Annotated in this window: 11 protein-coding genes; 8 read left to right on the top strand and 3 right to left on the bottom strand. The window is 71.8% G+C overall.

All coding sequences use genetic code 11. The features are described 5' to 3' along the window. The first annotated feature begins 4 nt into the window (after positions 1 to 4). On the top strand, positions 5 to 475 hold the full coding sequence (locus ABGB06_RS01700; RefSeq protein WP_347584782.1) for a hypothetical protein: 471 nt from the start codon (positions 5 to 7) through the stop codon (positions 473 to 475). Here the strand turns inward: ABGB06_RS01700 and ABGB06_RS01695 are convergent. After that, positions 430 to 1,446, bottom strand: coding sequence for a LacI family DNA-binding transcriptional regulator (locus ABGB06_RS01695; RefSeq protein ID WP_347584780.1), 1,017 nt, complete (start codon positions 1,444 to 1,446; stop codon positions 430 to 432). The two genes, ABGB06_RS01700 and ABGB06_RS01695, sit on opposite strands and share 46 nt — an antisense overlap. A gap of 187 nt (positions 1,447 to 1,633) precedes the next feature. Here ABGB06_RS01695 and ABGB06_RS01690 point away from each other — a divergent pair, with 187 nt between their 5' ends. The 3 genes from ABGB06_RS01690 to ABGB06_RS01680 all read left to right on the top strand — a co-directional run bounded on the left by ABGB06_RS01690 (position 1,634) and on the right by ABGB06_RS01680 (position 5,118). Next, complete coding sequence (locus ABGB06_RS01690; RefSeq protein ID WP_347584779.1) at positions 1,634 to 2,992, top strand: extracellular solute-binding protein; 1,359 nt, start codon at positions 1,634 to 1,636, stop codon at positions 2,990 to 2,992. Positions 2,993 to 3,112: 120 nt separating this feature from the next. Beyond that, the gene (locus ABGB06_RS01685; protein ID WP_347584778.1) at positions 3,113 to 4,144 is read left to right on the top strand and encodes a sugar ABC transporter permease; all 1,032 of its coding nucleotides are present in this window, start codon (positions 3,113 to 3,115) and stop codon (positions 4,142 to 4,144) included. A gap of 5 nt (positions 4,145 to 4,149) precedes the next feature. Beyond that, the gene (locus ABGB06_RS01680) at positions 4,150 to 5,118 is read left to right on the top strand and encodes a carbohydrate ABC transporter permease (protein WP_347584777.1); all 969 of its coding nucleotides are present in this window, start codon (positions 4,150 to 4,152) and stop codon (positions 5,116 to 5,118) included. Between the two features lie 33 nt (positions 5,119 to 5,151). Here the strand turns inward: ABGB06_RS01680 and ABGB06_RS01675 are convergent, their stop codons facing one another. Further along, entirely contained in the window at positions 5,152 to 6,333 is a 1,182-nt protein-coding gene (locus ABGB06_RS01675) for a substrate-binding domain-containing protein (protein WP_347584776.1), read from the bottom strand. 302 nt (positions 6,334 to 6,635) lie between these two features. Between ABGB06_RS01675 and ABGB06_RS01670 the strand changes: the two genes are divergently transcribed. The 4 genes from ABGB06_RS01670 to ABGB06_RS01655 all read left to right on the top strand — a co-directional run bounded on the left by ABGB06_RS01670 (position 6,636) and on the right by ABGB06_RS01655 (position 11,672). Further along, positions 6,636 to 7,940, top strand: coding sequence for an ABC transporter substrate-binding protein (locus tag ABGB06_RS01670; protein WP_347584775.1), 1,305 nt, complete (start codon positions 6,636 to 6,638; stop codon positions 7,938 to 7,940). Between the two features lie 140 nt (positions 7,941 to 8,080). Next, positions 8,081 to 9,043, top strand: a complete 963-nt coding sequence (locus ABGB06_RS01665) for a sugar ABC transporter permease (protein WP_347584773.1) — start codon at positions 8,081 to 8,083, stop codon at positions 9,041 to 9,043. After that, positions 9,040 to 9,948 carry a carbohydrate ABC transporter permease gene (locus ABGB06_RS01660; protein ID WP_347584772.1) on the top strand — a complete coding sequence of 303 codons (909 nt, stop codon included), beginning with the start codon at positions 9,040 to 9,042 and terminating at the stop codon, positions 9,946 to 9,948. Before ABGB06_RS01665 ends, ABGB06_RS01660 begins: the two co-directional genes overlap by 4 nt. Before the next feature lie 74 nt (positions 9,949 to 10,022). After that, on the top strand, positions 10,023 to 11,672 hold the full coding sequence (locus tag ABGB06_RS01655; protein ID WP_347584771.1) for an alpha-amylase family glycosyl hydrolase: 1,650 nt from the start codon (positions 10,023 to 10,025) through the stop codon (positions 11,670 to 11,672). Between the two features lie 54 nt (positions 11,673 to 11,726). On the opposite strand, the gene ABGB06_RS01650 is transcribed toward ABGB06_RS01655, so the two are convergent. After that, complete coding sequence (locus ABGB06_RS01650) at positions 11,727 to 12,338, bottom strand: hypothetical protein (protein ID WP_347584770.1); 612 nt, start codon at positions 12,336 to 12,338, stop codon at positions 11,727 to 11,729. Between the last annotated feature and the right edge of the window lie 142 nt (positions 12,339 to 12,480).

The following is a 12,480-nucleotide window of genomic DNA, read 5'->3' as shown; positions in this document are numbered from 1 at the left end:
CGGGATGCCCATAGCCTCGGCCCGGGCCGAGGCGGCGTCCGACGCCACGTCGCCGATCCGCCAGCGCCCCACGGCCCGCCGCTCTCGCGCGGGCGCGGACCGGCCAGGCCCCTGCTGCCCCTACCCCCAGGCTGAGGGCCTGGGCACCGTGTTCCCGCTGGTCACCGCCGTGGGCACGCCGGTCGTCGGCTGCACCGACCCGGAGCTGAGCGTCCCCGACTACCTGCTGGCCGTCTGCTCGTCCACCCTGGGGGTACCTCCCAGCCGCCAGGCTGGGGGAGATCCGGCCGAGGCCGTCGCGGCGGTGGCCGGCGCGCGGCTGCCGGACCGGGCGACGCTGGAGGACGCCGTGGGCCCGGTGGGCGGCTCGGCGGCCCGGCTGCTCGACGCCTGGCGGGAGCGGCTGGGCGGCGCCGCGCACGGCGTGGGTCAGGCGGACTCGCGGATCACCAGGGAGGTCGGCAGCACCACCTGACGCCGGACGCCGGCGGGCTCCGAGATCTGGGCGAGCAGCAGCTCCGTGATGGTGCGGCCGATCTCCTCGACCGGCTGCCGCACGCTGGTCAGCGGCGGGTCGGTGTGCTGGGCGACGAACGAGTCGTCGTAGCCGACCACCGCCACGTCGTCGGGCACCCGCCGGCCCTGCCGGCGCAGTTCGGCCAGCGCGCCGGCCGCCATCACGTCCGAGGCGGCGAACACCGCGTCCAGGCCGGGACGCCGGCCGAGCAGCTCGCGCATGGCCCGCCGGCCGCCCTCGTGGGTGAAGTCGGCGAACGCCACCAGGTCCTGGTCCACCGGCAGCTCCCGGCGGCGCAGGCCCGCGCGCCAGCCGGCCAGCCGGCTGCGCCCGACGTCCATGTCGCGCGGTCCGGCGATCGTCGCCACGGTGGCCCGGCCGCCGTCCAGCAGATGCCGGACCGCCTCGGCCGCGCCGCCCACGTTGTCGGAGTGCGCGTGGCTGAGCGATTCGCGGGTGGAGCGGCGTCCGGCCAGCACCGTGGGCAGGCCGAGTCCCTCCAGCAGCCCGGGCAGCGGGTCGTCCTGGTGCACCGAGACCAGCAGCACCCCGTCCACCCGCCGGGCCGTCAGGAACTCGTTGAGCCGGGCCAGCTCCTGCTCGTTGCGCACCAGGATCAGCAGCAGCTGCATCGCCGTGTCGGCGAGGCCGGAGCTGACGCCGCGGATGACGTCGGAGAAGTACGGTTCGGCGCCGAGCCGGCGCTCCGACTCCGGGATCACCAGGGCTACCGAGTTGGTCCGGCTGGTGACCAGCGAGCGCGCCACGGAACTGGGCACGTAGTCGAGTTCGGCGATGGCGTCGAGCACCGCCGCCCGCGTCGACGGGCTCACCCGGGACGAGCCGTTCAACACCCGGGAGACGGTGGCGCGTCCCACCCCGGCCCGGGCGGCCACCGTCTTGATCGTCGGTCGCCGACTGGCGCCCATGGCCTCCCCTGAATTCTCAGCCGAATTCTCTGCCCGCTCGGTCCTTGACACCGCCGACCGCCAACGGAGAGTCTTCCACAGCTGCATGGGATCGATTCCACCGAGGGTGAACCGGGAGACGTCGTCCGCGACTTGGGCAACGCGACCCGCGCTCTGCCCGCGCCACCGCCGCCGCCAGGAGGACGTCATGGACACCACCCGTACGTTGCACAGCGCGCGGAAGAGAGCGCGCACGTTGTTCCCCGCCAAGGTCCCCATCAGGGTCACCGCCACCGCCGCGGCCCTCGCCTCCGTCGCCCTGCTCGCCGGCTGCGGGGGCGGCAGCGACTCGCCGACCGGCGGCGGGATAGCCGACGACGGGACCGTGACGATCACCATGGGCCTCTTCGGCGTCATGGGGTTCAAGGAGACGGACCTGCTCGAGCGGTACATGGACGAGCATCCGAACGTCGTCATCGAGGCCGAGGTGTCCGGCGACGAGCAGGCCTACTACACCGCGCTGCAGACCCATCTGGCCGCCGGCAGCGGGCTGAAGGACATCCAGGGCATCGAGATCGGCCGGGCCAAGGAGATCGTGGACACCCAGGCGAACACGTTCGCCGACTTCTCGGGCATGCCGGGCACCGACCACTTCCTGCCCTGGAAGCTCAGCCAGGTGACCACGGACGACGGCCGGGTGCTCGGCCTCGGCACCGACATCGGCCCGATGGCGGTCTGCTACCGCAAGGACATGTTCGAGCAGGCCGGGCTGCCCACGGACCGCGAGGAGGTGGCCGCGCTCTGGGAGAACGGCTGGTCGGAGTACGTGGACGTGGGCGAGGAGTTCATGGCCAACTCCGAGGACGGCGACCTCGCGTTCATGGACAGCTCGACCGGCCTGTTCAACGGCATGATCTACGGCGACTCGGAGCAGTTCTACGACGCCGACGGCGAGCTGATCTATGCCGACAACCCGGTGGTCAGCGACGCCTGGGACCTGTCCGCCCGCGCGGCCACCGGCGGGATGACCGCCGAGCTGCAGCAGTTCCAGCCCGGCTGGGACCCCGGCCTGGCCAACAGCACGTTCGCCACCACCGTCTGCCCGGCCTGGATGTTGGCGCACATCAGCGAGAAGGCGGGCGAGGAGAACGCCGGCAACTGGGACGTCGCCCGGGCACCGCAGGGCGCGAACTGGGGCGGCTCGTTCCTCGGCGTGGTGGAGGAGAGCCCGGTGCGGGACGAGGCGATGGAGCTGGTCGCCTGGCTCACCGCGCCGGAGCAGCAGGCGTACCTGTTCCAGGAGTTGGGCAACTTCCCGTCCTCGCAGGAGGCGTTGGAGTCCGAGGAGGTGACCGGCGCGACCTCCGAGTACTTCAGCGGCGCGCCGATCGGCCAGATCTTCGGCGACGCGGCCCTGGAGATTCCGGACGAGCAGGTGCTCGGGCCGAAGGACGGCACGATCAAGGACCTGTTCGTCCAGGGACTCCAGCAGATCGAGTCGCAGGGCACCAGTCCCGACGACGCCTGGCAGGACACCCAGGAGGACATCGAGCGCGCGGTCGGTTGATCTCCCCCGCCGGGCCCCGGCCGTGACGACGGGCCCGGCCGGGGGCCGGCCCCCGGCCGCACGGCCGGGGGCCGCCCTCGTGGCCCGTCGGGCCCGACCGTCTCAGGAAGGAAGCCGTCCGTGGCCACCTCCACCTCGCCCCCCACCGCCCCCACCGCCGAACCGCCCCACCAACGGCGCCGCAGCCTGCTCCACCGGATCGACGTCAAGGGCGCGCCCTACGGGTTCATCGCGCCGTTCTTCATCATCTTCGGCGCCTTCAGCCTCTACCCGCTGATCTACACCTGCTGGCTCTCCCTGCACCGCGTGGAGCTCGCCACCCTGAACTCCCGGGAGTGGCTGGGCCTGGAGAACTACACCCGGCTGTGGCAGGACGACCGGTTCTGGAACGCGCTGTTCAACACGTTCACCATCGGCGTCATCTCGACGGTGCCGCAGCTGCTGATGGCGCTGGGCCTGGCGCACCTGCTCAACTACCGGATGCGCGGCGCGGTGTTCTTCCGGGTCGCCGCGCTGACCCCGTACGCGACGTCGATCGGCGCCGCCGCCCTGGTGTTCACGATGCTCTTCGAGCGCGACTTCGGCATGATCAACTGGGGCCTCGGGCTGGTCGGCTTCGACGCCGTGGACTGGGAGAACGACAAGTGGCCGGCGCAGGTGGCCATCTCCTGCATCGTCATCTGGCGGTGGACCGGCTACAACGCCCTGCTGTACCTGGCCGCGATGCAGGCGATCCCGCGCGAGCGGTACGAGGCGGCGGCGATCGACGGCGCCTCGCGCTGGCAGCAGTTCACCCGGGTGACGGTCCCCGGTATCCGGGCCACCATCGTCTTCACCATCGTGCTGTCCACCATCGGCGCCACCCAGCTCTTCGGCGAGCCGCTGATCTTCGGCCAGGGCGCGAACGGCATCACCGGCGGCGCGGACAACCAGTACCAGACCCTCGGGCTGCTGCTCTACGAGGAGGGCTGGAAGAACTACCAGATGGGGCGGGCGGCGACGGTCGCCTGGGCGATGTTCCTGCTGCTGGTCCTCGTCTTCGTCGCGCAGCGGGCGCTGTCCCGGCTCACCACGCGCGGACGGGCGACGGCCGCGCGGCGCGCCCGTGTCCGCGCCAGGACCGGCGTCGCCCGGACCGGAAGGGAGCGCTGAGCCCGATGACCCTGGAGACACCCGAGACCGCCAGTGCGGCGGGTGCGGCGAAACCGACGACCGCCACCACAACCGGGACGTCCCCCACCAGCCCGGCCCGGGAGGCGGGGGGCGCGGACCGCCAGCGCCGTCCCGGCTTCCGGATGGGCGCCGGACGCCAGCACCACGCCGGACCGCTGGCCTACACGCTGCTCGTCATCGCCGCGCTGTTCTCGCTCTTCCCGCTGTACTGGACGATGGTGGCGGCCTCGACCGACAACACCCGGGTCACCCAGACGCCGCCGCCGTTCCTGCCGGGTCCGAACCTCTTCGACAACCTCGCCGCCGCGTGGAACGACGCCGCGATGGGCCAGGCCATGGTCAACAGCCTGATCGTGGCCGGCTTCATCGCGCTGTCCACGGTGCTGTTCGCCACGCTGGCCGGCTTCGCGTTCGCCAAGCTGCGCTTCCGCGGCAGGAACATCCTGCTGATGCTGGTCATCGGCACCATGCTGGTGCCGCCGCAGCTGGGCGTGGTCCCGCTGTTCATGATGATGACCGAGCTGGGCTGGGGTCAGAAGCTGCCGTCGGTGATCTTCCCGACGCTGGTGAGCGCGGTCGGCGTGTTCTTCATGCGGCAGTACCTGACGGAGGCGCTGCCGGACGAGCTGGTGGAGTCGGGGCGGGTGGACGGGGCGCACTCGCTGCGGATCTTCTGGTCCATCGTGCTGCCGATCGCCCGCCCGCCCATGGCGGTGCTGTTCATGATCACCTTCGTGCACGCCTGGAACGACTTCTTCTGGCCGTTCATCGCGCTCGACATGTCCAACCCGACGGTGCCGGTCGCGTTGACCCAGCTCAGCGCTGGCTACGTGCGCGACCAGTCCCTCATCATGGCGGGCGCGCTGCTGGGCACCCTGCCGCTGCTCGTCATGTTCGTCGTCTTCGGTCGGCAGATCGTCGGCGGCATCATGCAGGGCGCGGTCAAGGGCTGAGCGGGTCGCGCGGGCCCGGGTCCGCGCGCCGGCTCAGCCGCCGGCCCGGCCCGGGCCGCGGGGTCCGGGCACGTGCCCCCAGCCGCCCGCGCCGGGGGTCGGGGGCACCTCCCAGCCGCCGGACCGGGGGAAGGGCCCTCGGCCCGGGTCCTCCGTGCGGGGCGGTCCGGGTGCCTGGTGCGGGCCGGCGGGCAGCCGGGTCGGCGGGGGCGCCGTGCTGCCCCGCGGGATCAGCTGGTTGGGCAGCACGATGTGCCGGTCGAGCTCCGGCTCCGCCCCGTCGATGAGCAGGCAGGCCAGCTCGCCCGCCACCCGGCCGATGTCCTCGGGGGCCTGGGCGATGGTGCTCAGGTCCATCCACTCGGCCATCTCGTGGTCGTCGAAGCCGAGCACCGAGATCCGCCCCGGCACGTCGACGCGGGCGGCGCGCAGCGTCCACATCACCTCCATCGCCAGCTGGTCGAACTCGGCGAAGATGGCGGTCGGCGGGTCGGCGAGGGCGAGCAGCCGGCCGACGGCCTCGGTGATCGCCCTGCGGCCCCGGGCGGTGGCCACCACCAGCGACTCGTCCAGCGGGATGCCGGCCGCGTCCAGCGCCTGCTGGTAGCCGATGCGCCGCTCGTGCGAGCAGAAGTCGAAGCCCTCGCTGAGCGAGTGCACGTACGCGATCCGCCGGTGGCCGAGGTTCAGCAGGTGCCGGGTGCCCCGGCGGGCGCCCTGCGCGTCGTCGACGTAGACGCTGGCCCGGTCGGGCGCGTGCTGGCTGACGTAGATCACCGGCACGCCGAGGCTGTCCAGCCGGGCGCTCTCGGCCTCGCTCAGCGCGAAGGACATCACCAGCAGCGCGTCCGCGTTGCGCCGGGCCGGCAGCCGGTCGAAGAACGCGGCCCGCTCCGCCAGGTCGGCGACGTTGTAGAGCAGCAGGTCGCGGCCGGCCTGCCGGAGCGTCGCCGCCAGTCCGGTGAACGCCGCGCCCATGAACCAGGAGTTGACCGACTGGGTGAGCGTGGCGACCGTGCCGGTCTTGCCGGTGACCAGGCTCGACGCCTGTCGGGAGACGACGAACGACAGGGCGCGGACCGCCTCCTCCACCCGGGCCCTGGTCTCCGGGGAGACGGTCGCGAGGCCGCGCAGGGTGCGCGAGACCGTGGAGACGGACACCCCCGCCCGCTGCGCCACGTCGGCCATCGTGGGGTGACGCTGTGCTTCCGACATGGCGGGAAAGTAGCACAGCGAAGCGTGGCCGAAGAGGCCCGTGAGAAAGCGCTGTCAGACGCTGACAGATGTGCCCAGGGCGGCGATTGGTCCGCTGTTCCGGTTTCGCCGCTGCTCCTCGGCGGTAAATTACCGCTCAGTAACACATTGACTTCGGCCGCTCGGCCTTCCTACGGTGCGAGCGCTGTCATCAGACGGCCGTGTGCTGGTGCACGGTGCGGGTCAGCTATGGCTTTTTGCCCGTATTTACCCGCACATAGGCCCGCTTCTGACTCGTGATAACGATGTCACAGGAGGGACTTATGAACGCCTGGCAGAGGAGAGCGGCGCTCCCGGTCGCCGCACTGGCCGCGCTGGCCACCCTGGCCGCCTGTGGTTCGGACGACGACTCCGGGTCGTCCGGCGGCGCGAGCGGCGAGTTCGAGGGCCGCGGCCCGATCACCTACGTGCAGGGCAAGGACACCTCCGGCAGCGTCCAGGAGCAGATCGACCGCTGGAACGCCGACCATCCCGACGAGAAGGTCACCCTCGTCGAACTGCCGGAGGACGCCGACTCCCAGCGGCAGCAGATGATCCAGAACGCGGAGACGCAGTCCGATGCCTACACGGTCATCTCGGTGGATGTCGTGTGGACGTCGGAGTTCGCCGCCCACCAGTGGATAGATCCGCTGCCGGCCGAGGAGTTCCAGCTGGACCGGATGCTCGAACCGGTCGTCGAGACCGGCATGTACCAGGACCAGCTGTACTCGGTCCCGAAGACCTCCGACGGCAGCCTGCTGTACTACCGCACCGACCTGCTGGAGGCCGCCGGCTTCGAGGAGCCGCCCACCACCTGGGACGAGATGCGGCAGATGTGCGACGAGGTGCTCCAGCTCCCCGAGGCGCAGGGCATGTCCTGCTACGCCGGCCAGTTCGAGAAGTACGAGGGCCTGACCGTCAACTTCGCCGAGGCGGTGCAGTCCGCCGGCGGCCAGATCACCGACGAGGCCGGCGAGCCCACCGTGGACACCCCCGAGGCGCGCGAGGGCCTGGACTTCCTGGTGGACTCGTTCGAGGACGGCACCGTCCCCCAGGACGGCATCACCTACAAGGAGGAGGAGAACCGCCGCGCCTTCCAGGGCGGCGACCTGGTCTTCTCCCGCAACTGGCCCTACATCCACGCCCTGCTCTCCGCGGACGACGGCTCCAGCGACGTGGCCGGCGACTTCGACGTGGCGCCGCTGCCGGGACTCGACGGACCCGGCACCTCCAGCCTGGGCGGCCACAACCTGGCGCTGTCCTCGTTCGCCGAGAACAAGGCCACCGCCATCGACTTCATGCGGTTCTTCGCCAACGAGGACAACGCCCGCCTCAACCTGGACATCAACTCCCAGGCGCCGGCCTACGCCTCGCTCTACGACGACCCCGAACTGGTCGACGAGTTCCCCTACCTGCCGGTGCTGAAGGACTCCATCAGCAGCGCCGTGCCGCGCCCCCGGGTGGTGGAGTACGGCCGCACCACCGCCGCCATCCAGGACGAGATCTACGCGGCGTTGAGCGGCGAGAAGAGTAGCGAGGACGCGCTCGCGGACCTCCAGAGCGCGCTCCAGGAACTCTCCGGGGCCTAGGAGTCGACGTGGCGCAGACACGCACTCCCGCGCCCGCCGCGCCGGCGCCGCGCCGACCCGCCCCCGAATCCGGAGGGGCGGGCCGGCGCGGCCGGCGATCGCGCGGACCCGAGACCGGACCGGCCCGCAGGGAGGCCCGGATGGGCGCCCTGCTGGTCTCCCCGACGCTGCTGGTGCTGGTCGTCGTCATCCTCTACCCGACGATCAGGGCCTTCCAGCAGTCGCTCTACGGCGTACCGGGACTCGACAAGGAGACCGGCTTCTTCAACGAGTCCGAACCGTTCGTCGGTGCCCAGAACTACTCGGACATCTTCGGCGCCGGCGGCGAGCGGTTCTGGAACGCCTTCTGGAACACCTCGTTCTTCACCCTGACCACGGTCGTGCTGGAGACCGTGATCGGCGTCTGCATGGCGCTGATCATGCACCAGCAGCTGAAGGCCCGCGGCCTGATCCGGGCCAGCATCCTGATCCCCTGGGCGGTGCCCACCGCGATGTCCGCGCTGCTGTGGCGGTGGATCTTCCAGAGCGACGGCGCCGCCAACGCGCTCCTCGGCACCGACATCCTGTGGACGGCCGACGGCGTCGAGTCCCGGATCGCGGTGATCGTCGCCGAGGTGTGGAAGACCTCCCCGTTCATCGGGCTGCTGGTGCTCGCCGGGCTCCAGCTCATCGACCGGGAGATCTACGAGGCGGCCCGCATCGACGGCGCCAGTCCGGCCCGGCAGTTCTGGCTGATCACCCTGCCGCTGGTGCGCCCCGCGCTGCTGGTGGCCGTGCTGTTCCGGACCATGGACGCGCTGCGCATGTTCGACCTGCCGTTCATCCTCGTCGGCGCGCAGAAGGACTCGGTCGAGACGCTCTCGATGCTCGCCCAGGACGAGGCGTCCAACATCCGCTTCGGACCCGGCGCGGCGTACGCGGTGATCCTCTTCCTGTACGTGTTCCTCGTCGCGCTGGCCTTCGTCCGGCTGCTCGGCGCCGACCTGCTCGGCGACGGCGGTGTCCGCGGCGCGGCCAGGCGCCTCCGCTCCGCCGGCAAGGCCGGCGGCGGGGCGGGCGGCACGGGACGCGGCGCGGCCGACCGGGAGGCGACGACGACATGAGCACCCTCAGCCCACCCCCCCTCAGCCCGCCCACCGCACCCGCACCCACCCCCACACCCGCCCCCGCGCCGTCCGGCGGCTCGCGCCCGGTGCTCACCGTGCTGCGCTACGTGGGCCTCGCCGCCATCGTGCTGTTCTGCCTGGCGCCGTTCTACTGGATGGCGGTCTCCAGCCTGCGCCGCACCTCCGACATCTTCGACATGTCGCTGTGGCCCTCGCCGCTGTCCCTGGAGAACTACCGCGCCGTCTTCCGCGGCAACCAGAACTTCGACCAGGCGCTGCTCAACAGCACCATCGTGGCCGGCACCACCACGGTGCTGTCGCTGCTCTTCGCGACCTTCACCGCGTACGCCCTGGCCCGCCTGGAGTTCCGCTTCAAACGCCTCATCCTCACCCTGATCGTCGCCTCGACGATGTTCCCCGTGGTGGCGATCGTGGTGCCGCTGCTCCAGGTGTTCACGGACATCGGCTGGATCAACACCTACCAGGCGATGATCGCGCCGAGCATGTCGTTCGCGCTGCCGCTGGCCGTCTGGCTGCTGACCGCGTTCTTCCGGCAGATGCCGGCGGAGCTGGAGCACGCCGCCATGGTCGACGGCTGCACCCGCGGCCAGGCGTTCCGCAAGGTCATCATCCCGCTCGCCGCGCCCGGCATCTTCACCACCGCCATCCTCGTCTTCATCTGCGCGTGGAACGAGTTCCTCATCGCGGTGTCGATGGCCAACGACCCGGACGTCGAGACGGCACCCGTGGCCATCTCGAAGTTCACCGGCGCGGTCGAGTTCGAGACCCCGTTCGGCAGCCAGATGGCCGCCGGCGTCCTGGTCACCATCCCGCTGGTGATCCTGGTGCTGGTCTTCCAACGCCGCATCGTCGCCGGGTTGACGGCCGGCTCGAGCAAGTGACCCCCGTCCCCGCCCCTGTCCCTCGTCCCCACGACCCGTACCACCCGCACGTCCAGCGAGGAGTCCTGCCACCCATGTCCCGGACCGCACCCTGGTGGCGCAGCGCCGTCATCTACCAGATCTACATCCGCAGCTTCGCCGACGGCAACGGCGACGGCGTCGGCGACATAGCCGGCATCCGGGCCCGGCTGCCCTACCTGCGGGACCTGGGCGTCGACGCGCTCTGGATCACCCCCTGGTATCCGTCGCCCATGGCCGACCACGGCTACGACGTCGCCGACTACCGCGACATCGAGCCGCTGTTCGGCACCCTCGCCGAGGCGGAGGCGCTGATCGAGGAGGCGCACCAGCACGGGCTGCGCGTCATCCCCGACATCGTGCCGAACCACACCTCCGACCAGCACCGGTGGTTCCGCGCGGCCGTGGCCGCGGGCCCCGGCAGCCCCGAGCGGGCCCGCTACCACTTCCGTCCCGGTGCGGGTCCGGACGGCGCCGCGCCGCCGAACAACTGGCAGTCGGTGTTCGGCGGCCCGGCCTGGACCCGGATCACGGAACCCGACGGCAGCCCCGGCGAGTGGTACCTGCACCTCTTCGACTCCGCGCAGCCCGACCTGAACTGGCACGACGCCGAGGTGCGCGAGGAGTTCGAGTCGATCCTGCGCTACTGGTTCGCGCGCGGCATCGACGGCTTCCGCATCGACGTGGCGCACGGCCTGATGAAGGATCCGGAGCTGCCGGACCTGGCCCCCGAATCGCCGGGCGCGCCCTACGCGTCCGCCTTCCTCGGCCACCCGCACTGGGACCGGGACGAGGTGCACGAGATCTACCGCGGCTGGCGCCGGGTCGCCGACGAGTTCCCCGGCGACCGGATGTTCGTCGCCGAGGCGTCCGCCGGCAGCCCCGAGCGGCTCGCCGCCTACGTGCGGCCCGACGGCCTGCACACCGCGTTCAACTTCGACTTCTTGATCTCCAGCTGGGAGGCGAAGCGGCTGCGCTCCGTCATCGACACCACGACGGGCACCATGCGCGCGGTGGGCGCGCCGGTCACCTGGGTGCTGTCCAACCACGACGTGGTTCGGCACGTCACCCGCTTCGGCCGCGCCATGTCGGCCTGGCGCGGCCGGCACGACTTCCCGCGGGACGAGCCCCTCGACCTGGCCCTCGGCACCCGGCGGGCCAGGGCCGCGGCGCTGCTGATGCTGTCGCTGCCCGGCGGCTGCTACGTCTACCAGGGCGAGGAGCTGGGCCTGGAGGAGGTCGAGGACCTGCCGGAGGAGGCGCTGCAGGACCCGATCTGGGAGCGGTCCGACCACACCAAGCGCGGCCGCGACGGCTGCCGCGTCCCGCTCCCGTGGTCCGGACAGGCCCCGCCGTTCGGCTTCAGCCCGGCGGGACGCTCCGGCGATCCGTGGCTGCCCCAGCCCACCCGCTGGGCGGACCGCACGGCCGCGGCGCAGACCGGCGACGAGAACGGGATGCTGGAGCTCTACCGCCGGGCGCTGCGGCTGCGCCACGACCACCCGGCGCTGGGCGACGGCGACCTGGCGTGGCTCCCCACCCCGGAGAACGTCCTCGCCTTCGACCGCGACCCCGGCTTCACCTGCGTGGTGAACCTATCCGCCGAGCCCTACCCGCTGCCCCCGCACCGCGGCATCCTGATGACCAGCCAACCCCTCGTCGACGGCCTGCTCCCGCCGGACACGACGGCCTGGCTGGCCCGCTGAACCCCTCGGCCCGGCCGGCGGAGGGTGGGGCTCCACCGGTCCGGGCCGAGGCCCTCACGGCCAGGTCGTCGGGCAGGTCTGCCCGTCGTTCCCCTCGCTCAGGGTGAGGTCCGTCGCCGCCATGTCGACCCCGCCCTCGGCCGTGTAGACCAGTTCGTCGATCGTCCACGCGGCGTCGCCGCCCGCGCCCTCGCCCCGGACCCGCAGGTAGGCGGTGCCGTCCGGCAGGTCCTCCGGCACGCGCTGCCCCACCTGGGTGAACCGGCCCTCGGCGTCGGCCTGGACGGCCCGGTCCAGCGCGAACGGCGTCCGGAACACCTCGGTGTCCGTCGCGTCGAAGGCGACCCAGAAGAGATCCACCTCGCCCGGCGCGAACTCGTCGCCGCACAGCGTCATGCCGCTGCCGTCCTCGTAGACCCAGTGGTACATCCAGGGTTCCCCGGCCTTGCTCCCCGTCTCGTCCCTCACCTCGTCCTCAGGATCCCCGGAGGGGTCCAGGGGCTGCTCGGCCCCCGGCGTCCCGCCCGGCTCCTCCGACTCCCCCGGCGACTCCCCCGGGTCGGCACCCGCCCAGTCCGGCAGGTACACCATCACCAGCGCGGTGAGGATCCCCCCGACCGTGGTGATGACCGCGGCCGTGATCACTCCCGACTCGCCTTTCGCCACCGTCTCTCAACTCCCCCGGAACTCGCGGCCGTCATCGATGCGACCTCTGAGTGACGAAGACGTCACCGGAAGCCGTCGGGGTTTCGACCGCAGCCATCTCTGGCCACTCCCCACAGAACGCCGACAACGCCCGTGGCGGCCG

This window comes from Streptomyces sp. B6B3 (assembly GCF_039871525.1).
Classification (GTDB): domain Bacteria; phylum Actinomycetota; class Actinomycetes; order Streptomycetales; family Streptomycetaceae; genus Streptomyces.
This window is presented reverse-complemented; position numbering and strand designations above follow the sequence as displayed.

Bases quoted from the DNA above. Each gene is read 5' to 3' on its own strand.
- ABGB06_RS01700 (WP_347584782.1), top strand. From the start codon at position 5: ATGCCCATAGCCTCGGCCCGGGCCGAGGCGGCGTCCGACGCCACGTCG.
- ABGB06_RS01695 (WP_347584780.1), bottom strand. From the start codon at position 1,446: ATGGGCGCCAGTCGGCGACCGACGATCAAGACGGTGGCCGCCCGGGCC.
- ABGB06_RS01690 (WP_347584779.1), top strand. From the start codon at position 1,634: ATGGACACCACCCGTACGTTGCACAGCGCGCGGAAGAGAGCGCGCACG.
- ABGB06_RS01680 (WP_347584777.1), top strand. From the start codon at position 4,150: ATGACCCTGGAGACACCCGAGACCGCCAGTGCGGCGGGTGCGGCGAAA.
- ABGB06_RS01675 (WP_347584776.1), bottom strand. From the start codon at position 6,333: ATGTCGGAAGCACAGCGTCACCCCACGATGGCCGACGTGGCGCAGCGG.
- ABGB06_RS01670 (WP_347584775.1), top strand. From the start codon at position 6,636: ATGAACGCCTGGCAGAGGAGAGCGGCGCTCCCGGTCGCCGCACTGGCC.
- ABGB06_RS01665 (WP_347584773.1), top strand. From the start codon at position 8,081: ATGGGCGCCCTGCTGGTCTCCCCGACGCTGCTGGTGCTGGTCGTCGTC.
- ABGB06_RS01660 (WP_347584772.1), top strand. From the start codon at position 9,040: ATGAGCACCCTCAGCCCACCCCCCCTCAGCCCGCCCACCGCACCCGCA.
- ABGB06_RS01655 (WP_347584771.1), top strand. From the start codon at position 10,023: ATGTCCCGGACCGCACCCTGGTGGCGCAGCGCCGTCATCTACCAGATC.